Here is a 21,459-nt window from a genome sequence, read left to right as displayed (position 1 = left end):
TCCCGTCGGCCACGCGGTCCGCAGGGCATTGTCAGTGGCGGATGCGACGATCGTTCGCATGACTGAAGCAGCCTTCAACTGGCCTTCCTTCCTCCAGCGTTGGAGCGACGAGTGGGCGGATTCCTGGGCGCCCGATGAAGCCCTCGACGAGGCGGACGAGGAGGCCAGGCGCGCCCGCTGGCTCGGCTTCGCGCCCGCGTCAGCCGAGCGGATCGCCGCGCTGGAGGAGCGTCTCGGCTGCCCGCTCCCACCGTCGTACCGCTCGTTCCTTGAGGTCAGCGACGGATGGCGGAACGCAGGCGGTTTCGTCTACGTGCTCGCCGGAACCGAGAGCCACGGCTGGCAGGAGGACGAAGTCGGCATCGGGGAGATGTACCGGGAGGAGCTGGACGAGGACTCCACCGAGGAGGAGATCCGGCTCGTCGAGGACATGTGGGACCGCACGCTACCCCTGGACGTCGAGTCCGATGCCACCTACGTGATGCTGAACCCCGGGGACCTGGGCGCCGACGGTGAGTGGGCGGTCTACTGCTACCGCACCTGGGCCGGTGAGATGCCGGAACGGTACGCATCCTTCAGGGAGTTCATGGCGGAGATGTACCGGGAGTTCCACCACCTGCGGGCCGGTGACCCCGGCAGCGCCACGGAGTTCGTCAACGCCACGACCCGGAAGCTGGACGCTGTGGTCGAGCAGGCACGGTGCGACGCCCTGGCGGGGGAGTACCGGCGGGCCGAGGACGCTCTGGCCGAGGCGGTGGAGTACGGCAGGCCCCGCGCGGCGGCGCTGCGGGACCAGATCCGGTGGCTGCTGGGGGACAGCTACCTCGCCGGTTTCGACGGACTGACGGATGACCCGGTGTACGCACTGGAGATGCTGTCCGTGCTGGCGGTCGGGCATGTGGAGCGAAGCCATGACGACGCGGTGTGGGCGTACACCGTGCGGCCCGCTCCCGGTGATCTCCATGAAGCGGCCGACGAGATACGGCGGCAGGTCGGAGCGGGGACCTTCCGCTACGTCACGTCCGGCCCGTTCGGGGACGCACTGGACGAGGCACGGGAGCTGGCGCGCTGGGGCGAAGCGGACGCCGCCTGGCGGACGGTGCTGGCTGCGCTGCCGCAGTGGCGACCGCTGGGCCCCTGCCACCTGGCACCGATCGGCCTGCTGGCCGACGCTCTCCTCGGCCCGCTGCTCACCCCGGAGCGTGGCCGCGAACTGCTCGCCGCCCCTCGGGGCGAGGCGGCAGGCGGTGAGGTGGCGGCCCCTGTCGACCTGGAGCCCGGGGGCCTCGACTGGCTGGCGGCCCCCGGACCGCACCGGACCAGCCGCGAGGCATACCGCTTCATCCTGGTGGAATCGGCGCATCCGGCCGAACTGCCGGACCGTGTGGGCGCCGAAGGAAGTTCCGGGCTGAACACGCCGATGACGGCGTGCGAAACACAGACGACGCTGCTGAACCGCGGGGAGACCTCGTCGTACGACGACAAGGCACTGGCCTCGGTGGGGCGTGCCGGATCCGGCTGGAGCTTCGCCTTCGACGGGCAGCCGAGCCCCTTCGACGAGCAGCGCTTCGTCTCCCCTGCCGCAGCCGCCTCCGGGCCCGGACACTCCGGCTCAGGCCCCGGTTCGCGTTCCGGTTCCGGCTCGCGAGCGATGGTGGTCTGGAGCGATCCCGGCCTGCCTCACCATGGGTCCCCGGCCCTTTTCCACTTCTCCCTCGCGGAGAACGGCGAGGAGCGGTACGACTTCACGGTCCACGGTTCGACGATCCGGCGCAGCGGCGAGATACCTCCGGCGCTGGACCCGGATCGACTCTTCGGCAACGCCGCCGCGGACACGTCAGCCGATCCGGATGCCGATCCGGATGCCGACTCGAATGCCGACCGGGATGCCGATCCGGCTGCCGCGCGGGCGGAACAGCACGCGCTGGAGGCGATCGCCACGGAGTTCGGCGTCTCACTCCCGCGCTTCGCGCTGACACACGGGCGCCTGCACACGTTCCAGACATGTTCCTGGACGCGCCCACCGGGGCCGGGCGAGACGTACATGACGGTGACGCTCGGGCAAGTCGACGAGACCATCGCGCGCATGACCGATCTTCAAAGCGGAGCGACGTGAGGGGTGTTCGCGGGTTCGGCAGGTGATGACTCAGCGAATGCGCAGGCGCTGATGGCCGTCGAACAACAGTAGCCTCTGGCCATGGCTATGCGACCTGACGAGTTCTACGCCCACGCACGTACCGCTGCGGATGGTGAGCAACGGCTCCCGCTGGCCCGCATGACGGGGTGGGACATCAGTCCGTTCGAGCCGGACGGCCTGCGCGTCGCGCCGCTCCGCCCGCCGGTTCTGCCCGAACCGGCGCGGCACGGCGAGGACCCCTCGGACTGCGACGCGTGCCGCAGCCGGGACGAAGGGATCTGGCTCGACGACCGTTGGCGGCTCACCCGGATCGCGGGAGCCGGCGTGCCGCTGGTGCTGATGCTGCATCCACGCGATCACTTCGACCTGGCGGACCTGCCCGACGAACTGGCCGCCGAACTGGGCGTGCTCACGACCCACATCGCCCGCCACGTGCAAGCACTGCCGCACATCTCGCGGGCCCACGTCTACCGCATCGGAGACGGCGGCGCCCATCTGCACATCTGGTTCTTCGCCCGCCCCGAGGGCCAAGCCCAGCTGTACGGATCGTGGATGGTCCTCTGGGACGACCTGCTGCCGGAGTACCCGTCGGACGTGGCCGAGGCGGACGCGGAGATCGTGGCAGACGCGCTGGTCGCCTCCTACGGAGGCCATCGGCCGGATGTCGGCGAACTGCCGCGCACCTGATCTGCCGGAACGCAACCCCGGGCCCGCACCCTTGGCCGGGCAGGGTGCGGGCCCGGGGTGTTCCCCCCTCCCCGGCGCTGGGATCAGCCGTCGGTCCAGCCGGTCCAGGCCGTCAGCCGACGCTGAACTGCCCGGTGAACGCGGCGTTCCTGACTCCTCCGAAGGGCGCCCCGGCGGTGCACTTGCCCGCTCCGCCGAAGAGTGCGGTGGTGAACTCGCCGCTGAAGCTCTGCTCCTGGAACGGGCCTTGGCGGACGTGGCCGCTGACCGAGGACGTGTTGAGGATGGTGTGGTCGATCCTGAGGTCCACCTGGCTGGAGAGCTTCGTGCCGTCGTCCAGGGTCCACTCGATGATTCCCGATCCGCTGCCTGTACCGAATCCGCCGGCGACACAGCTGATGATCACGTCCCTGAACCCGGCGGAGATCTTCGCCTCCCGGATGCCGACGCCACTGTTGTCCACGCACCCGGAGTTCTTCCCCTCGTAGGCGATCTGTTGGGGCAGAGGGAAGAGCTGGACACCAGGAGAGAAGTGGGTCTCTCCGGCAGCCGTGCACGACACGGAGATGTGGGGATCCGCCTGGGCCGTGGCCGGGGCACTGAGGCTTACCCCGACGGCCATTCCGGCTGCGGTGAGGGTGAGGGAGGTGCGGCGGGTGAGGAGTGCTGCCTTGCTGTGGGTGCGGGAGTTCATTGCGGACGAGCCTTCCTGAGCGTGTTGAGCAGCGGCGCGGGCGGTCCAGGGTGAGCGGTGTCTGCCCTGGGAACGCGGCTGTCGGTGATCCGAAGTGGGACGTCCTCCACCTTGGATGGTCACGCAGAGCAAGGTCAATATGACAATGGGTAGTTGAGGGCACTTTCCCTCGACCGGATGACGTGCGCTGCCCGTAAACCGGTTCTGAGCGGCGCAAATGACTACTGATGAGGTGTGGTGGCGGAAGGAACCAACTGCTGTCGCGCCCGGCTCGCAACCCGAGAGCACCGCACGCTCCGTAACCGCCGGAGCCGCCCCTGAGGGCTGTGTGTCAGCTCGGGAGGGCTTGGGGTGCGGTCTCGACCGTGCGGCGCTTGATCAGCAACACGATGATCAGGGCGACCTGAAGGAGCACGACGAGGGCAATGCCCAGGGATACCTGGGGCTTGTCGCCCACGAGGTTGGAGAGCAGGCTGGTGTCCCAGAGCCCGTGGACGAGCATCGGTAGCAGGATGATGCCGCCGACGCGCAGGCACAGGTAGAAGAAGTAGCCCGAGGTGGAGACGACGAGGGCCTGAATGATGGCCTGTGATCCCTCGCCGAAGGCGTTGCTGATGTGCACGGCGCCGAAGACGAGCGAGGAATAGAGGGCGACCTTGCCCTCGGTGAGTCCGGCCCGGCGGAAGACGTGGACGCCGATGCCCCGGAACATGAGTTCCTCGCCGACGCCGACGAACAGGCCGAGCAGTAGCAGGCAGGCCACGAGGGAGACGCTCTGGTCGGCGAGGTGCCCGTAGTTCAGGCCGATCAGGGCAACGGTGATCATCGAGATCGGTACCCAGCGCACCCAGCGCCGCACGGGGACGCGGTAGTGCAGGATCTCGCGCCACCAGCCGAGCCACGTGACGACGGCGGCGGCGAACACGATGGACGCCCCGATCGGGATCAGTGCGTTGCGCACCAGTGATTCGGTGGTCGGGAACTGACTGTCGGAGTAGCTGGTGTCCACGCCGATCAGCCGGCCCAGGCCCTGGATGATGCCCGCGTACGCGATGACCACCACCAAGAACCATGGCCATGGCAGTCTGCGTCCGGGCCGGCTGTCCGGTATTGCTTCCGCACTGTCGTGCACTGTGTCGCCCATTCGTCGGGCGGCGGGGATCTCCACCCCATGGGGGCGCAGGCCTACGTCGCCGCAGCTCTCCCCCTAGAGTCTCATGCGAAATCAAACGTATGTCGTGGATGATCGCTTGGCCGACAAGATCAGTGAATGTCTGTATTCTTCGGCGCCCCTCCGACAGGATCCGGCGGTGCGCCGAGCAGGCAGACGGCCCCGGTCGGGTTCGGTACCGGGGCCGGTCTCGCGGGTGTCAGGCGGAGAGCCGGCCGCTCTTCACGGCGGCGACGAAGGAGGCCCAGCCGGTGGCGGGGAAGAGCAGCGCCGGGCCGTGGGGGTTCTTGGAGTCGCGTACGGGGACAGCGGCGTATCCGTCTGCCACTTCGAGGCAGTCGTCATTGCCGGGGCCGCTGAAGCTGGACTTGCGCCACTCGCGTATGAACGCCGGGTCGGGAACGATGCGCGCGTTACTGTTCACGTTCGTACTCCTTCGCTACGGCCCTGATCAGGGCCAGTGATTCCTTGTGTGGCAGCGCGTCGCCCAGAGCCAGATCGTAGGCGAGGTGACAGTGGTTCACCATGGCCGGATCGTCGAAGACATGCCCCGTCCCAACGCCCTCTACGTAGGCGATGGATGGAGCTTCGTCGAAGCTCATCAGATACAGCATCCCTGCCAGTAGAGCGTGCGCCCCGACGCCAAATGGCAGGACGTGCAGGCGGATTCGTTGCGCTTCCGCTAGGTCGGCGACCTTGTGCAACTGTTCGGCCATGACCTGTGGGCCACCGATCTTCCGCCGCAGTGCCGCTTCGTCCAGCAACACCCAAAATACGGTATCGGTCGATTCCGTAATGATCGGCGCACGTTGCATGCGGCTGACGACGTGCTCGTCAACAGGTGCCGTCGGGTCGAGCGCGGTGTGCGCGCTGAGTACCTCCCGTGCATACGCGGCCGTCTGGAGAAGGCCAGGGATCAGCGAGGCACCGTAGTGCCGCATCTCCCTGGCCTGTTGCTCGAACTCCGCCACCCGGGCGAAGTGGCTGGCGTACTTCGGATCCAGATCCCGCAGCCAGCGCGCGAAGAACCCGTCCGTCCCCAGTACCCGGTCCAGCCGCTGCGCATCGTCCGGGTTGGGCAGGCGGCGCCCCGCCTCGAAGTGGCTGATCAGCGTCGGGGAGCAGACCACCCCCTCGCTCACCGCCTCCTGGGTCAGACCCGCCGCCATGCGCCGGATCCTCAGCTCCTCGCCGTACTTCTGCCGGATCGAGCGTGGTTGGGGTGCTGCTGCCATGAGATCAACTCCCTCACTTGAATTGCCCGTTGTCAGGGCGAAACCCCTAGAAGCGTAGCGACGCAAGACACACGCTGTGAGTTATTCGTCACAGTGCGAGACGTTCGCACCGGACCCCGGCAGATCTTCTGAGGAGCTTCGCGATGGCACTGAGTTCGGAATCGGACAGCGCGGTGGTGCGCCGCTGGAGCAGGCGTCCGGGCTGCGTGGGGCAGGCGCGGGCGGATCTCCGTACGGCGCTGGCCGGTTGGGGGCTGTCGTACCTGACCGACGCGGCCGTACTGATCCTCTCGGAGCTGCTGACCAACGCCGGGCGGCATGCCGTCGTCTCGCCCGGCCGGGAGATCGAGACCCGGTTCCTGGTCGGCGGGGGTGTGCTCCGTATCGAGGTGCACGACGCGTCGTCCGTGCCGCCACGGATGCCGGTCCCGGACCTGGAGGCGCCGGGCGGGCGGGGGTTGTTGCTCGTGGCCGCGCTGGCCGACGACTGGGGGTTCGGCGCGCGGCTCGGGCCCGGCAAGGTCGTCTGGGCGGAACTGGCGCTGGGCGGCGGCGGTGCTCGACGTGGTACGTGAGGTGTGCGCCGTGCTGGTGCTGCGCGGTGACCTCGTACGGATCCGGGGGTGCTGGCACGAGGTGCGGGGTTCGCGGCTCGACCGGTTCGTCACCGGGGGAGCGGTCGTGGTGCTGACGCTCGCGGACCGGCGGCCGGTACGGATGCCGGTGTTCCTGCGGGTGACGGTGATTCGGGATCCGGCGCCCCGGGATCCGGCGCCCCGGGCTCCGGTGGCGACTCACCTTCCGGATGGCGATCCGGTCGCCCGATATGCTGTTGAATCTCCGTAAATGCGGCCTGGAAATACGGCAGGCATCGCGTCGTTGTCTCGGCTCCGGGAAGGTGCGTCTTGCCCAGTAGGCCCGTGGTTCACAGGGCGCCCGGCATCCGTGGCGAGTCCATGCAGCGGCTGCTGTTCGGCGGTGTGTACGGCGCCGTGCTCGCCAGCGCGCTCGCGGCGGCGCTGGACCACGACAGCGGCCTCCCGGACCCCGGTTACGACGCGGTGTGGGTGCTGGTCGCGGGGCTCGCGTCGGCTGCGGCGCACGGCTACGCCCACGCCATCTCCCACCGGACGGCTGACGGAACACCGGTCACCGTGCACGTCGTACGGTCCGTGCTGGAGGAATGGCCGCTGGTGGCCGCGGTGCTGCCCACTGTGGCGGTGCTGTCCGCCTCGTACGCGGGGTGGTGGAGCGAGGACACCGCGCTCGAAGTGGCCCTGGCCCTCAACACGGCGGCCCTGTTCGGCTGGGGGCTCTGGGCCGCGCGTGTGACGGGCCAGGGCTGGGCGTCGTCGTGCCGGGTGGGCGGCGCGGACATGCTGCTCGGGCTGTTCATCGTGGCGGCGAACGTACTGAGCAAGTGACGCAGGCGCAGCCGACCGGAGCCGGCCCTGGTGCTGTTTCCGGTCGTCCGGTGGAGGTTTGCCTCCGGCTACTGCGAGTTGTACGCCTGGATGCTCACGGCCGGGGCCTCGGGGCTCTGTGGCCGTACTCATCCACCACATCAGACAGCCCACACGCGGACAGCAAGGTCACGCCTAGAGCAACCGCCACGATGGCGGCACCAAGTCTTCGTCGTCCGAACCCCATGATGTGCCCCTCCCCTTGTCTGATGACTGTCGGCCAGACGCTGTCCGAGCGCGATCCCGGTCTGTTCTTCAACTCCGGTCCGCTGCCCGGTGCTTGCCGACGGATGAAATTGAGGTGCGTGCCGTCGGCTCGCTGACCAGACTCGCGGGCATGACCGAGAAGATCACCCGTATCAACCCCGAGCAGTTGCATCACACGCCCGGCTACCACCACGTCACCGTCGTCGAGGCCGGCCGCACGGCCCACCTTGCGGGGCAGTGCCCGCTTGACAGGAACGGTGACCTCGTCGGTCCCGGCTCCTTCGAGGAGCAGACCGACCAGGTTGTGGCGAACGCGTCCGTCGCCCTCGCAGCCGTGAGCGCTCAGCCGCACCATGTGGTGCGGTCGGTGATCTACGTGCGGAGCGACGACAGAGACGTTCTGGGAGCCACGTGGGACCGGCTCACCAACTCCGCCATCGGCCCGGCGTTCACCACCGCCAGCACCTTGCTGGGCGTCACCCAGCTGGGCTTCTCCGGACAACTCGTCGAGCTGGATCTCACCGTGGCGCTGCCCGACTGAGTCCGCCCCGCCGACAGGCCTCGCCGGCCTGGCTAAGCCGTATGCAGCATCAAGCCGATGCCGACCACCATCAGCCCCGCCGCCGCGATCCGCGGCAGCCCGAACTTCTCCTTGAAGAAGATCGCACCGATCGCCGCGCCCACGATGATCGACGACTCGCGCAGCGCCGCGATCGGGGCGAGCGGGGCGCGGGTCTGGGCCCACAGGACCAGGCCGTACGCGACGACCGACATCGCGCCGCCGATCAGGCCCTTCGTGGCGTACGGCCTGAGCTGCGCGACGAGTTGGCCGCGTCGGCGGTACGCCGCGTACGCCGGGATGGCGATGCCCTCCAGGACCATCAGCCAGGCGATGTAGCCCAGCGAGGAGCCGGAGTCGCGGACGCCGACGCCGTCGACCGTGGTGTACGAGGCGATGGCCAGGCCCGTCGCCAGTGCGGCGATGATCGCGGGCCAGTGCGGGCGGGAGCCCTTCAGGCCCCATACGGCGACGCCGACCAGCCCGGTGCAGGCGACGGCCACGCCCGCCAACTGCCAGCCGTTCGGGATCTCATGGACGAAGATCGCGGCCAGCACGGTCACCACGAGGGGCGCCGTGCCGCGGGCGATCGGGTACATCTGGCCGAAGTCGCCGAGGGTGAACGAGCGCATCAGCAGCAGCATGTACGTGACGTGCAGCGACGCCGATATGAGCAGGTACGGCCAGGCGGCGGCAGCCGGGAAGGGGACGAACGGCGCGGCCAGCAGGCCGATCAGCAGTCCGCCGCCGGAGATCAGCGTGAAGGAGACCAGCTGATCCTTGATGTGGTGGGCGATGGCGTTCCAGCTCGCGTGTGTGATCGCCGCGAGGACGACCGCGAGGATGACGACCGGTGTCACGCGGTCGGCTCCCGTGCATCGGTGAGCGTGAACCGAGGATGGGCGGCAGGTTCAGGAGTGGTCATGACCTGCACGCTAGCGTTTGCTGTACGGGCCACGCGAACGTGTTACGCGGGCGGTTCAGGACAGGCCTGCGCCCCGGCCGCCGGGATCGCGACCGTGTGACGATCCGGGCAGCCGGTACCGCCGTGTTTACGGCTCGGCCGCCCGAACCGCCGCGTTACGACCCGGCTGCCAGTACCGCCGCCACCACCGGGCCCGCCGCGTCCCCGCCGTGTCCGCCGGACTGGACGACCGCCGCCGCAGCCAGGTCGTTGCTGAACCCGGTGAACCAACTGTTGGACTTCCCCTGGGCGTCGACCTCCGCCGAACCGGTCTTGGCGCCCTTGTAACCCCCGACGCCGGACATGGCCACGGTGCCCGTGCCGTACGGAGCGGTCGCCGTCGTGTGCATCATGTCGCGCAGCTGCTGCGCCGTGTTGTACGGCAGCGGCTGGGCGGTCGCGACGGCCCCGTCGAGCATCGACCTGGGCACGATGACCGGTTGGTGGAAGCTGCCGCTGCGGGCGGTTGCGGTGACGGCCGCCATGTTGAGCGGGTTCATCTGGACCAGGCCCTGGCCGATCATCGCCGCCGCCGTGTTGGGGCCGGTCGTCTCCGGGACGCTGCCGTCGGCCGACGCGATGCCGACGTTCCAGACCTCACCGATGCCGAAGTACTTCTTGGCCGTCGACGGCAGCGCGGTGTCCGCGACGTGGAGGTCCGAGAGCTTGCTGAGCGGCTTGATGAAGGCGGTGTTGCAGGAGCGCGCGAAGCTCGTCTCCAGAGTGCCGCCGGCGATCGAGAAGTTGTCCAGGTTGTGGAAGGTCTGGCTGTGCCAGATGGCCTCCGACGGGCAGAGGACGGGGCTCTTCTCGGAGGCCACACCGTTGTTGATGAGCATCGCGGCCGTCATGATCTTCATCGTGGAACCGGGGGCGAGCTTGCCCTGCATGGCCGCGTTGAAGGAGTCGGCCCGGTGGTTGGCGACGGCGCGTATCTCGCCGGTGCTCGCCTTGACCGCCACCACCGAGGACTCGTCGAACTTCTTCACCGCCACCTCGGCCGCCGCCTGCGTCCGCGCGTCGAGTGTGGTGTGCAGCAGACCGGGGGTGCCCTTGGCGAGGACCACCAGCGTCTTGGCGGGGGCCGTGTCGGCCGACGTGCCGTCCGAGGACTTCTCGATGTACGTCTCGATGCCGGGCTTGCCGCCCGCCTTGCTGCCGTACCGCTCCCGCATGGCGTCCAGGATCGGGCCGAGCGAAGGGTACTTCTCCTTCGTCAGCTCGATGTTGTTCCGGTCGACGGCCTTGACCGGTGCGGCTTTCGCCTCACCGGTCGTGAGCGTGTCGCCCTTCTTGAGCTGCGGGTGGATGACGGACGCGTCCCAGTCGACCAGCGCCCGGCCGGTCGTCAGCCCCCGTACGACCGTGAGCGACGAGGAGTACGACCAGGGCTTGGTCTTCCCCTCGAACGACAGGGTGGCCTCGACGGTGAATGGCACCTTCGCGCCCGTCGGCGCACCGGGCGTCAGCGTCACCTTGGTGACGTGCACGTCCTCGCGGTAACCGGCCAGCAGGGGCTGCGAGTCCCCGGCGTTGTTGGTGAGCTGCGAGGCCTTCTCGGCGTCGCCGTCGGACCAGGCGGTGAGGAAGTCCTTCGCCGTCGAGCTGATCTCGTCGTCGGTCGGCGGGCCGGTGCGTACCGGCGCCGCCTGGGTCGTACTGCTCGTGCCGCTGCCCCCGCCGGAACTGTTCAGCCCGGTCCAGATGTTGTACGCGCCGTAGCCGACCCCACTGGCCACGACCGCCAGTACCCCGCTGACCATTCCTATCTTTGCCCCGTTGCGCATCGCTGCGTTCCCTCCCCAGGAATCTCCTTGAACACGTTCAAGAGAGTTACGCCGAGCAGCGTACGGGACAGCGGTGACACCCGGCCGGGGTCGTTACCCGACCGGGACCTGCGGCGGACGGGGCGTCCGAAACCGTTCCTAGATCCAGGTGTTCAGCCACATCCGGTTGTTCCACTGGCTCAGCGGAATCGCGTCCCCGGTGAACAGCGGCCAGAAATAAATGAAGTTCCACACGATCAGCAGCACCAGCACGCCCGCGCCGATCGCCCCCACCGCTCTGCGCCGCTCACTGGACCCGCGCGGCCCCAGCATCGCGCCGATCATCATGGCGACGGCCAGGCAGAGGAACGGCACGAAGACGACCGCGTAGAAGAAGAAGATCGTCCGCTGCTGGTACATGAACCAGGGCAGGTACCCGGCCGCGATCCCGCACGCGATGGCCCCGGCCCGCCAGTCCCGGCGGAAGATCCAGCGCCACAGGATGTACAGCACCGCGAAGCACGCCGCCCACCACAGCAGCGGGGTGCCCATCGCCAGGACCTCGCGGGCGCAGCTCTCGGTGCCCTTCGGGCAGCCGTCGACGCCCGGCTTGGGGGACTCGTAGAAGTACGAGACGGGGCGGCCCATCACGAGCCAGCTCCAGGGGTTCGACTGGTACTGGTGCCCCTCGGTCAGATTCACGTGGAAGCTGTAGACCTCGGCCTCGTAGTGCCAGAAGCTCCGCAGCGACGCCGGGACCCAGCTCATGTCGAACTGCGGCAGGTGGACCGTGCCCAGCACCGGGAGCTTGACGTGGTCGGGGGAGAGCCCGGCGCGGTGGGCGGCCCAGTCGCGGAAGTAGCCGCCCTTGGTCACGAACCAGCCGGTCCAGGACAGCATGTACGTCACCACGGCGACCGGCACCGTCGATACGAAGGCCGGGAGCACGTCGTGGCGGAGCACGGCCCGGTACGGGCGGACGGCGCCCGCCGTGCGGCGCGCGCCCACGTCCCAGAGCACGGCCATCACGGCGAAGAAGACCAGGACGTAGAGCCCGTTCCACTTGGTCGCCGACGCCAGGCCCAGCATCACGCCGGCCGCGATCCGCCAGGGGCGCCAGCCGAGCCGCAGGCTCCCGGCGACCGCGTTGTCGGGGCGCGGCCCGCCCTCCTCGCCGACCGGCAGGGCATCGGCGAGCCGGGCTCTGGCTCTGTCCCGGTCGATCAGCAGACAGCCGAAGGCCGCGACCACGAAGAACATGACGATGAGGTCGAGCAGCGAGGTGCGGCTCATCACGAAGTGCAGCCCGTCGACGCCGAGCAGCAGCCCGGCCAGACACCCCAGGAACGTCGAGCGCAGCAGCCGCCTGCCGATCCGGCAGATCATCAGCACCGAGAGGGTGCCGAGCAGGGCGGTCATGAAGCGCCAGCCGAACGGCGTGAACCCGAAGAAGTGCTCACCGAGGCCGATGACCCACTTACCGATCGGCGGGTGCACCACATAGCCGGGGTCGGTGGGCACCGAGACGCGCGAGGGGTTGGCGAGGATCGCGTTGTTGATGTTGTCCGGCCAGTGGCCCTCGTACCCCTGGTGGATCAGCGCCCAGGCGTCCTTCGCGTAATACGTCTCATCGAATATCACCGCGTGCGGGCTGCCCAGGTTCCAGAACCGCAGGATCCCGGCGACCAGCGTGACCAGCAGCGGACCGCCCCACGCCGACCAGCGCAGCAGCCGCTCGGCGAAGGCCGGGGAGATGCCCAGCACGGTGAACGCCTGGGGGCCCGGTGCGGCGTACGGAGGCACCAGCCGTTCGCGCAGACCGGTCCCGCGCGGGGCCGCGTAGCCGAACCGGCGCAGCCGGTGTCCCCAGCTGGGCGGCTGATTCCCGGCGTCGTGGCCCTTCGGGGGGTGAGGCGCTGTACTCGTCACCGCGCCATCGTAGGGAACCCGACTGTGTGAGTGGTGTGCACGGGGCTGGGAGAATGGAGTCGTGACAGGAACGCTGGTACTCGCAGGCACCCCCATCGGTGACGTCTCGGACGCGCCGCCCCGGCTGGCCAGGGAGCTGGAGACGGCCGATGTCGTCGCCGCCGAGGACACCAGGCGGCTTCGCAGACTGACCCAGGCTCTCGGGGTGCACACCACGGGGCGTGTCGTGTCGTACTTCGAGGGCAACGAGACCGCCCGTACGCCGGAGCTGGTCGAAGCGCTGGTGGGCGGTGCGCGGGTGCTGCTGGTGACGGACGCGGGCATGCCGTCCGTCTCCGACCCCGGGTACCGGCTGGTCGCCGCGTGCGTGGAGCAGGACATCAAGGTGACGGCCGTCCCCGGCCCGTCGGCCGTCCTCACCGCGCTGGCACTCTCCGGGCTGCCCGTGGACCGCTTCTGCTTCGAGGGCTTCCTGCCGCGCAAGGCGGGCGAGCGGCTGGGCAGGCTCCGGGAGAACGCCGCCGAGCGCCGGACGATGGTCTACTTCGAGGCCCCGCACCGGCTCGACGACACCCTCGCCGCCATGGCCGAGGTCTTCGGGGACGGGCGCAGGGCGGCCGTCTGCCGGGAGCTGACCAAGACGTACGAGGAAGTGAAGCGCGGGCCGCTGAAGGAACTCGCCGAGTGGGCCGCCGAGGGCGTACGGGGCGAGATCACCGTCGTCGTCGAGGGCGCGGGCGACACCGGGGAGCAGGACCTGGACCCCGCTGAGCTGGTGCGCAGGGTGCAGGTGCGCGAGGAGGCGGGGGAGCGGCGCAAGGAGGCCATCGCCGCGGTCGCCGCCGAGGCGGGACTGCCCAAGCGGGAGGTCTTCGACGCGGTGGTCGCCGCGAAGAACGCGGCCAAGGACACCGCGAAGAACGCCGCCAAGGACGCCTCGAAGGATGCTTAGAAGGACGCCGCTCGCGCGGGGACGCCGGGGGGCCGTGCCGTACCCCCGGAGGAGAATGCCACCGGAAGGTAAAGGACGCGCGTGAATGGCAAAGGCCGCAACGTGATCACGGGGCCTTTGCCCACGAGCAGGCCAAATCCGCTCCAATAGTCGGCTGCCCCTGGTGCATTCCGGGAGGTGGAGGCGTCCACTGGAAGTGGGACGAAATCGTTCCACGGAAGGCTTGTCCGCAGGGCAAGAGGAGCTGGCATGAGTGAGATCACTGAAACCACCGCTCACGAGGCGTATGCGTTCGCGTGCATGCGGTGTGGCCACGGCTGGGAACAGGCGTACGAGATAGAGCATCACGTCGATGCTTCCGGCCAGGCATTTGTTGTGTACAAGGCCGATGGCGAACGGGTTCCGTCGCCGCTGTCCAACCCGAGCTGCATGAACTGTGGCGGGCACGTCATCAGGATCATGCGGTCGGGGCGCGTCTCCTCCGTGCAGAACCTGCTGTACCACCCCGAGCGGGTGACCACCGCACCCGCGACCGCGACCACCACCGCACCCGCGACCACTCCCGCGTCGGCGCTCACGACCGCCGCCGCCCCCGAGCCGCTTCCCGTCCCGGTCGGCGGGGCGTCGCCGGCGCCGCACCACCACTGGCATCTCTCGGATCTGCTGCACCCGTTCCACCGGAAGTAGCCCGACGGCCACCGGGAGCAGCAGCCCGTCGGCCACCGGGAGCAGCCCGCCGGCCACCGGAAGCAGTCCACCGGGCGGGTGACCGTAGGATCGGGCGCCATGAGCCCGAAAGCCCCCAACGACACACCGCCGCCGCTGCCCGAACCGCTGAAGGTGCCGGTCGCGGACTCGCACACCCACCTGGACATGCAGGCCACCACCGTCGACGAGGCCCTGGAACGGGCCGCGTCGGTGGGGGTGACCACGGTCGTCCAGGTGGGCTGCGACCTGACGGGCTCCCGCTGGGCGGCCGAGACGGCGCGGGCGTACGAGAACGTGCACGCGGCGGTCGCGCTGCACCCCAACGAAGCACCCCGCATCGTGCTGGGCGATCCGGAGGGCGGAGCGCGGCAGGGGGTCCGCGCCCCGGGCGGCGAGGCGGCCCTCGACGAGGCGCTCGGCGAGATCGAGCGACTGGCGGCCCTCCCGTACGTGCGGGCCGTCGGCGAGACGGGCCTCGACCACTACCGCACCGGACCCGAGGGCATTACGGCCCAGGAACGGTCCTTCCGGGCGCATATCGAGATCGCCAAAAGGCACGGCAAGGCGCTGGTCATTCACGACCGCGAGGCCCATGCGGATGTGCTCCGCATTCTCGAAGAAGAAGGCGCACCCGAACGCACCGTATTCCATTGCTATTCCGGCGATGCCGCAATGGCGGAAATCTGCGCGGCAAAGGGCTATTTCATGTCCTTCGCGGGGAACATGACGTTCAAGAACGCCCAGCCGCTGCGTGACGCCCTCGCTGTCGCACCGCTGGAACTCGTTCTCGTCGAAACGGACGCGCCTTTCCTCACCCCGGCTCCGTACCGTGGGCGGCCCAATGCGCCTTATCTGATTCCGGTCACGGTAAGGGCGATGGCCCAGGTGAAAAGCGTCAGCGAGGACGCCCTGGCCACGGCGATCATGGCGAATACGGTCAGGGCGTTCGGGCTGGGCGGCGAAACCGGCTGAGGCGGAGTCGGGGGCGAGCCGGGGGCGCGTCAGGGGCGATACGGAGGCGATACGGGGGCGCACCGGGGCCGCCGGACCGGTCCGATGCGCCTACGAGCCTGGCGTCCGGCCCCGGGGGCGAGCCCGGAGCCGTACCGCGGCCGTAGGCTTTACGGGTGAGCAGCACTGAACCCGACGCCCCCGAAGCCTCCGACGCCCTTCTGGGCCCCGCCGACATCCGTGAGCTGGCGACCGCACTCGGCGTACGCCCGACCAAGCAGCGCGGCCAGAACTTCGTCATCGACGCCAACACGGTGCGCAGGATCGTACGGACGGCCGAGGTGACCCGGGACGACGTGGTCGTCGAGGTCGGCCCCGGCCTCGGATCGCTGACCCTGGCCCTCCTCGAAGCGGCGGACCGGCTGGTGGCCGTCGAGATCGACGACGTGCTGGCGGGCGCGCTGCCCGCGACGATCGAGGCCAGGCTGCCCGCCCGCGCCGACCGCTTCACGCTGGTCCACGCGGACGCGATGCAGGTCCAGGAACTGCCGGGCCCGCCGCCCACCGCGCTGGTGGCGAACCTTCCGTACAACGTGGCGGTCCCGGTCCTGCTCACCATGCTGGCCCGCTTCCCCACGATCGAGCGCACGCTGGTGATGGTCCAGGCGGAGGTCGCGGACCGGCTCGCGGCGGAACCGGGCAACAAGGTGTACGGCGTGCCGTCCGTGAAGGCCAACTGGTACGCGCACGTCAAGCGGGCGGGCTCCATCGGCCGCAACGTGTTCTGGCCCGCACCGAATGTCGACTCGGGCCTCGTCTCCCTGGTCCGGCGCACCGAACCGATCCCGACGACGGCCACCAAGGAAGAGGTCTTCGCGGTGGTCGACGCGGCGTTCGCACAGCGCCGCAAGACGCTGCGGGCCGCGCTGGCGGGCTGGGCGGGGTCGGCGGCGGCGGCCGAGGCGGCGCTGGTGGCGGCCGGGATCTCGCCGCAGGCACGCGGCGAGTCGCTCACCGTGGAGGAGTTCGCACGGATCGCGGAGGGCAAGGCGTGAGCGTCCCGGACAGTCGTCGCGTCCCGTCGGGTACGGGGGCTCCCGCGGGCGTGACCGTCCGCGTCCCCGCCAAGGTCAACGTCCAGCTCGCGGTCGGCGGCGCACGCCCCGACGGCTTCCACGACCTGGCCAACGTCTTCCTCGCGGTGTCGCTGTACGACGAGGTCACCGTGACCCCCGCCGACTCCCTCCGCGTCACCTGCACGGGACCCGGCGCGGACCAGGTCCCCCTGGACCGGACGAACCTGGCGGCGCGGGCCGCCGAACTGCTCGCCGCGCGCCACGGGATCACCCCCGACGTACACCTCCACATCGACAAGGACATCCCCGTCGCGGGCGGCATGGCGGGCGGCAGCGCGGACGGTGCGGGCGCCCTGCTGGCCTGCGACGCGCTCTGGTCCACCGGCGCCTCGCGCGAAGAACTCCTGGACATCTGCGCCGAGTTGGGCAGCGACGTGCCCTTCAGTCTGGTCGGCGGCGCAGCGCTGGGCACCGGCCGCGGAGAGCTGCTGACGCCGCTGACGGTCGGTGGCACGTTCCACTGGGTGTTCGCGATGGCCGACGGCGGCCTCTCCACCCCGACGGTCTTCCGCGAGTTCGACCGCCTCACCCCCGACGCCGCCCCGCCGGCAGCCGCACCGGCCCTGCTGGCGGCGCTGCGCACAGGCGATACGACGGCGCTGGCGGGGACCCTCTCGAACGACCTCCAGGCGGCGGCGGTCTCCCTGCGGCCCGCGCTCGCCGACACCCTCGCCGCCGGTACCGCGGCGGGCGCCCTGGCGGGACTGGTCTCCGGCTCCGGCCCCACGACGGCCTTCCTGGCCAAGGACGCGGAGTCGGCGGAACGGATCGCCTCCGAGCTGCGGGCCTCCGGGACCTGCCGGGCCGCCCGGGTGGCATCCTCGGCGGCGCCCGGGGCGACGGTGGTCGGCCGCCCCGCCAGGCGTCCCGGGCCCGGCAACGATCGGCCGGCCAGGTCCTAGGCCGGAGGAGGTGCGGCAAGGAGGCCCCGTCGCCGCGCCGTACCCTGGAGGCCGATCCATCCCCTTCCCAGGAGCGTCAATGGCCGTCAACCTCGTCAACGTCGAGGCCGTCAGCAAGGTCTACGGCACCCGTGCCCTGCTGGACGGTGTCTCTCTCGGCGTCTCGGAGGGCGACCGCATCGGCGTCGTGGGCCGCAACGGCGACGGCAAGACCACGCTCATCCGGATGCTCGCCAAGCTGGAGGAGCCCGACACCGGCCGGGTCACCCACAACGGCGGCCTGCGCAGCGGCGTCCTCACCCAGCACGACTCGCTGGACCCGGCAGCCACCATCAGGCACGAGGTCATCGGCGACCTCGCCGACCACGAGTGGGCGGGCAACGCCAAGATCCGCGACGTACTGACGGGACTCTTCGGCGGGCTCGACCTGCCCGGCTTCCCGCAGGGCCTGGACACCGTCATCGCCCCGCTCTCCGGCGGCGAGCGCCGCCGGATCGCCCTCGCGAAGCTGCTCATCGCCGAGCAGGACCTGATCGTGCTCGACGAGCCCACCAACCACCTCGACGTCGAGGGCATCTCCTGGCTGGCGGGCCACCTCCGCGCCCGCCGCTCCGCGCTCGTCGTGGTCACCCACGACCGCTGGTTCCTGGACCAGGTCTGCACGCGCATGTGGGACGTCCAGCGCGGCGCCGTGCACGAGTACGAGGGCGGCTACAGCGACTACGTCTTCGCCCGCGCCGAGCGCGAACGCATCGCGGCCACCGAGGAGTCCAAGCGCCAGAACCTGATGCGCAAGGAGCTCGCCTGGCTGCGGCGCGGCGCCCCCGCCCGTACGTCCAAGCCCCGCTACCGCATCGAGGCGGCCAACGAACTCATCGCCGACGTGCCGCCGCCGCGCGACACCTCCGAGCTGATGAAGTTCGCCAACGCCCGCCTCGGCAAGACCGTGTTCGAGCTGGAGGACGTCACCGTCCGGGCCGGTGACAGGACGCTGCTCCAGCACCTGACCTGGCAGCTCGGCCCCGGCGACCGGATCGGCCTGGTCGGTGTGAACGGCGCGGGCAAGACCTCGCTGCTGCGCGCGCTCGCCGAGGCGGCCCGTACGCAGGGCGATGTCCAGCCCGCCGCCGGGACGATCAAGGTCGGCAGGACCGTCAAGCTCGCCCACCTCTCGCAGGAGGTCTCCGAACTCAAGCCGACGCTGCGGGTCCTCGAAGCCGTCCAGCAGGTACGGGACCGGGTCGACCTCGGCAAGGGCCGGGAGATGACCGCGGGCCAGCTGTGCGAGCAGTTCGGCTTCTCCAAGGAGAAGCAGTGGACCCCGGTCGGCGATCTCTCGGGTGGCGAGCGGCGGCGGCTCCAGATCCTGCGGCTGCTCATGGACGAGCCCAACGTCCTGTTCCTCGACGAGCCGACGAACGACCTCGACATCGAGACCCTGACCCAGCTGGAGGACCTGCTCGACGGCTGGCCCGGCTCGATGATCGTGATCTCGCACGACCGGTTCTTCATCGAGCGGACCACGGACCGGGTCTTCGCGCTGCTCGGCGACGAGGCCCTGCGGATGCTGCCGCGCGGGGTCGACGAGTACCTGGAGCGCCGCCAGAAGGTCATCGAGTCCCGCACCCCGGCCGCTGTCCAGGCCCCCGCGAAGGACGTCCCGGGCGTCGTGTCGTCGAAGGACGGCCGCGCCGCGAAGAAGGAACTCCAGAAGATCGAGCGCCAACTGGACAAGTTCTCCGACCGGGAGAGCAAGCTCCACGCACACATCACCGAGAACGCCACAGACTTCGGGAAAGTGGCCGAACTGGACGCGCAGCTGCGCGAACTGAAGGCGGAGCGTGAAGAGTTGGAGCTGCGCTGGCTGGAGCTCGCGGAGGACGCGTAGCCGTACGGCGGGACTCGCGTAACGGCGGTATCACGGGCCGGTTCTCCCTTGGGAACAGGGGTGGACCGGCCCTGCTTGTCATGAACTCCGGGTGATAGAAAGAACTCCCGCTCGACTGACGTTGATCTGTGGGATCCACACCCGATTCGCTCCTTTCCGGCGCCGCTGGCTGCCGGAATTGCGGGGGAGGCCGGTCGGGCAGCGGACCCCGCGTGAAGAGGTGTGTGCTGATGACTCAGCCGCCTGACCAGCAGCCGCCGCAGGGCGGTTTCGGCGCTCCGCAGAATCCGCCCGGTGAAGGTCCGGGCGGTTTCGGCGCCCCGCCGCCGCCCGCTCAGCCGCCGCAGATGCCGCCACCGCCGCAGGCCCCGCCGGGTCCGCCGCCCGCGCAGGGTCCGCCGCAGAGCGGCCCGCCGAGCGCGCCCCAGGGGCCGCCGCCCCAGCCGCAGCCCGGTTACGGCTACCCCCAGCAGGCGCCGCAGCCCGGCCCGTACGGTCAGCCCCAGCAGGCGCCGGGACCGTACGGACAGCCGCAGGCCGGTCCCTACGGACAGCCGCAGCAGGGCCCGTACGCGCAGCAGCCGCCGCAGGGACCCTACGGTCAGCAGCAGGGTCCGTACGGCTACCCGCAGCAGCAGTACCCGGGCGCCCCGGTCCCGCCTCAGGGCGGTGGCAAGAACCCCTTCAAGGGCAAGCCCGGCGTCATCATAGGTGCGGCCGTCGCGGGGCTTCTCGTGGTGGGCGCCGGGGTGTACTTCGCGGTCGGCGGGGGCGGCGACGACAAGAAGCCGGTCGCGAGCGACACCAAGAACTCGGACGACAAGCCGTCCCCGACGGGAAGCGTGGACCGGGGCGACGGCACCGGGGACGGCCGTCAGGGGAACGACGACCTCAACGCCGGGCGCAAGCCCGGTGAGGCCAAGGTCGACTGGCTGCAGACGAACGACGTCGCGCTGCCGCAGAACGGCGCCGAGAGCTACGGCATGTGGTTCGCCGGCGACACCGTCGTACGCGCCATGTACAAGAAGGTCGTCGGCTACGGGGTGAGCGACGGCAAGGTGAAGTGGACGCTGCCGTTCGACCACGCGATCTGCGCCGCGCCGCACCAGGCCACCGCCGACGGCAAGATCGTCATCGCGTACAAGAACAACGACACCGACAAGTCCGACTGCAACCAGTTGCAGGTCGTCGACCTCGCCACGGGCAAGGGCGGCTGGAAGAAGGAGATCCCGAAGGAGGGTCTGTTCGACATCATGACCTCCGTGGAGCTGACGATCGCGGGCAACACCGTGACCGCCAGCCGGATGGGGTCCTCCAGCGCCTTCTCGGTCACCGACGGACACAAGATCTTCGGGAAGTTCGAAGGGGCGTGCCAGCCCGACGCGTTCGCGGGCGGCAGCAAGCTCATCGCGGTCGAGGAGTGCACCAAGAACGGCCAGCCGGACGCGACGGAGCAGGTGCAGGAGCTGGACCCGGCGACCGGCAAGTCCAAGTGGACGTTCGGGCTGCCCGCGGGCTGGCAGGTCAAGAAGGTCTACTCGGTCGATCCGCTGGTCATCTACTCGACCAACGAGAAGAAGAAGTCCTGGAACATCTCCGTCCTCACGCACAAGGGCGACAGGCGTTCCCAGCTGACCACCAAGGACAGTTTCCAGCCCGAGTGCGGCATGTCCTTCATCGACCGTGACCTCCAGGGCTGCACCGGCACCGCCGCCGACGCCAACACGCTCTACCTGCCGACCGAGGCGAAGAGCGGCGCCAACGACGTCGTGGCGTTCGACCTGAACACCGGCAAGGAGAAGTGGCGGGTGCCCGCGGACGACGACCGCACGATGCTGCCGCTGCGGATGGACGGTGCCAACCTCCTCGCGTACAAGGAGCCTTCGTACGACGGCGGTGGCGCGGTCGTCAGCATCCCGCCTACGGGCGGCAAGGCCACGGTGGTCCTCCAGCACCCGGAGTCGACCGCGAGCATCGAGAACTCCTTCTTCTCGAAGACGGTCGCCTACCAGGACGGACGGTTCTTCCTGATGTCCGGGCAGGTCAGGGGCAAGAAGGGCGACAACACCGAGAAGACGATGCTGGTCTTCGGCAAGTGAGCTGTCCCCGG

19 protein-coding genes are annotated in these 21,459 nt (G+C 69.8%); 12 read left to right on the top strand and 7 right to left on the bottom strand.

The window, feature by feature from the left end; all coding sequences use genetic code 11:
* The first annotated feature begins 58 nt into the window (after positions 1-58).
* Both OG709_RS14260 and OG709_RS14255 read left to right on the top strand, forming a co-directional pair.
* Positions 59-2,116, top strand: coding sequence for an SMI1/KNR4 family protein (locus OG709_RS14260; protein WP_329166381.1), 2,058 nt, complete (start codon positions 59-61; stop codon positions 2,114-2,116).
* 81 nt (positions 2,117-2,197) lie between these two features.
* Positions 2,198-2,824, top strand: coding sequence for a hypothetical protein (locus OG709_RS14255; protein WP_329166379.1), 627 nt, complete (start codon positions 2,198-2,200; stop codon positions 2,822-2,824).
* A gap of 112 nt (positions 2,825-2,936) precedes the next feature.
* Here OG709_RS14255 and OG709_RS14250 read toward each other — a convergent pair whose 3' ends face one another.
* The 4 genes from OG709_RS14250 to OG709_RS14235 form a co-directional block, all read right to left on the bottom strand.
* Complete coding sequence (locus OG709_RS14250; RefSeq protein ID WP_329166378.1) at positions 2,937-3,518, bottom strand: hypothetical protein; 582 nt, start codon at positions 3,516-3,518, stop codon at positions 2,937-2,939.
* 331 nt (positions 3,519-3,849) lie between these two features.
* Positions 3,850-4,578 carry a CPBP family intramembrane glutamic endopeptidase gene (locus OG709_RS14245; RefSeq protein ID WP_250301881.1) on the bottom strand — a complete coding sequence of 243 codons (729 nt, stop codon included), beginning with the start codon at positions 4,576-4,578 and terminating at the stop codon, positions 3,850-3,852.
* A 310-nt stretch (positions 4,579-4,888) separates the two neighbouring features.
* A complete protein-coding gene (locus OG709_RS14240) occupies positions 4,889-5,113 on the bottom strand; it encodes a DUF397 domain-containing protein (protein WP_250301882.1) in 225 nt (74 codons plus the stop codon).
* The gene (locus tag OG709_RS14235; RefSeq protein ID WP_326694709.1) at positions 5,103-5,924 is read right to left on the bottom strand and encodes a helix-turn-helix domain-containing protein; all 822 of its coding nucleotides are present in this window, start codon (positions 5,922-5,924) and stop codon (positions 5,103-5,105) included. Before OG709_RS14235 ends, OG709_RS14240 begins: the two co-directional genes overlap by 11 nt.
* 143 nt (positions 5,925-6,067) lie before the next feature.
* Between OG709_RS14235 and OG709_RS14230 the strand changes: the two genes are divergently transcribed.
* The 3 genes from OG709_RS14230 (at position 6,068) to OG709_RS14220 (ending at position 8,135) form a co-directional block, all read left to right on the top strand.
* On the top strand, positions 6,068-6,499 hold the full coding sequence (locus OG709_RS14230) for an ATP-binding protein (protein WP_250301884.1): 432 nt from the start codon (positions 6,068-6,070) through the stop codon (positions 6,497-6,499).
* A 345-nt stretch (positions 6,500-6,844) separates the two neighbouring features.
* Entirely contained in the window at positions 6,845-7,348 is a 504-nt protein-coding gene (locus tag OG709_RS14225) for a hypothetical protein (RefSeq protein ID WP_250301885.1), read from the top strand.
* 376 nt (positions 7,349-7,724) lie between these two features.
* Positions 7,725-8,135: a RidA family protein gene (locus tag OG709_RS14220; protein ID WP_266642664.1), complete on the top strand. Its 411-nt coding sequence runs from the start codon at positions 7,725-7,727 to the stop codon at positions 8,133-8,135.
* Positions 8,136-8,167: 32 nt separating this feature from the next.
* Here OG709_RS14220 and OG709_RS14215 read toward each other — a convergent pair whose 3' ends face one another.
* The 3 genes from OG709_RS14215 to OG709_RS14205 all read right to left on the bottom strand — a co-directional run bounded on the left by OG709_RS14215 (position 8,168) and on the right by OG709_RS14205 (position 12,812).
* Positions 8,168-9,013 carry a DMT family transporter gene (locus OG709_RS14215; RefSeq protein WP_250301887.1) on the bottom strand — a complete coding sequence of 282 codons (846 nt, stop codon included), beginning with the start codon at positions 9,011-9,013 and terminating at the stop codon, positions 8,168-8,170.
* Between the two features lie 220 nt (positions 9,014-9,233).
* On the bottom strand, positions 9,234-10,904 hold the full coding sequence (locus tag OG709_RS14210) for a penicillin-binding transpeptidase domain-containing protein (protein WP_329166372.1): 1,671 nt from the start codon (positions 10,902-10,904) through the stop codon (positions 9,234-9,236).
* 138 nt (positions 10,905-11,042) lie between these two features.
* A complete protein-coding gene (locus OG709_RS14205; protein WP_250301889.1) occupies positions 11,043-12,812 on the bottom strand; it encodes a dolichyl-phosphate-mannose--protein mannosyltransferase in 1,770 nt (589 codons plus the stop codon).
* Between the two features lie 61 nt (positions 12,813-12,873).
* Here OG709_RS14205 and rsmI point away from each other — a divergent pair, with 61 nt between their 5' ends.
* The 7 genes from rsmI (at position 12,874) to OG709_RS14170 (ending at position 21,448) form a co-directional block, all read left to right on the top strand.
* Positions 12,874-13,764 carry a 16S rRNA (cytidine(1402)-2'-O)-methyltransferase gene (rsmI, locus tag OG709_RS14200; protein WP_250301890.1) on the top strand — a complete coding sequence of 297 codons (891 nt, stop codon included), beginning with the start codon at positions 12,874-12,876 and terminating at the stop codon, positions 13,762-13,764.
* A 249-nt stretch (positions 13,765-14,013) separates the two neighbouring features.
* The gene (locus OG709_RS14195; RefSeq protein ID WP_329166369.1) at positions 14,014-14,451 is read left to right on the top strand and encodes a hypothetical protein; all 438 of its coding nucleotides are present in this window, start codon (positions 14,014-14,016) and stop codon (positions 14,449-14,451) included.
* Between the two features lie 99 nt (positions 14,452-14,550).
* The gene (locus OG709_RS14190; protein WP_329166368.1) at positions 14,551-15,444 is read left to right on the top strand and encodes a TatD family hydrolase; all 894 of its coding nucleotides are present in this window, start codon (positions 14,551-14,553) and stop codon (positions 15,442-15,444) included.
* A 155-nt stretch (positions 15,445-15,599) separates the two neighbouring features.
* Positions 15,600-16,478 (top strand): 16S rRNA (adenine(1518)-N(6)/adenine(1519)-N(6))-dimethyltransferase RsmA, encoded by an 879-nt coding sequence (rsmA, locus tag OG709_RS14185; RefSeq protein ID WP_250301893.1) that lies wholly within the window; start codon positions 15,600-15,602, stop codon positions 16,476-16,478.
* Positions 16,475-17,461 carry a 4-(cytidine 5'-diphospho)-2-C-methyl-D-erythritol kinase gene (locus tag OG709_RS14180; protein ID WP_329166367.1) on the top strand — a complete coding sequence of 329 codons (987 nt, stop codon included), beginning with the start codon at positions 16,475-16,477 and terminating at the stop codon, positions 17,459-17,461. Before rsmA ends, OG709_RS14180 begins: the two co-directional genes overlap by 4 nt.
* 79 nt (positions 17,462-17,540) lie before the next feature.
* Positions 17,541-19,349 (top strand): ABC-F family ATP-binding cassette domain-containing protein, encoded by a 1,809-nt coding sequence (locus tag OG709_RS14175; RefSeq protein WP_250301895.1) that lies wholly within the window; start codon positions 17,541-17,543, stop codon positions 19,347-19,349.
* Between the two features lie 230 nt (positions 19,350-19,579).
* Positions 19,580-21,448, top strand: a complete 1,869-nt coding sequence (locus OG709_RS14170) for an outer membrane protein assembly factor BamB family protein (protein ID WP_250301896.1) — start codon at positions 19,580-19,582, stop codon at positions 21,446-21,448.
* Positions 21,449-21,459 lie beyond the last annotated feature (11 nt).

This window comes from Streptomyces sp. NBC_01267, assembly GCF_036241575.1.
Classification (GTDB): Bacteria; Actinomycetota; Actinomycetes; order Streptomycetales; family Streptomycetaceae; genus Streptomyces.
Note: the sequence above shows the minus strand (reverse complement) of the source record. Positions and strands in the feature narration are given on the sequence as shown.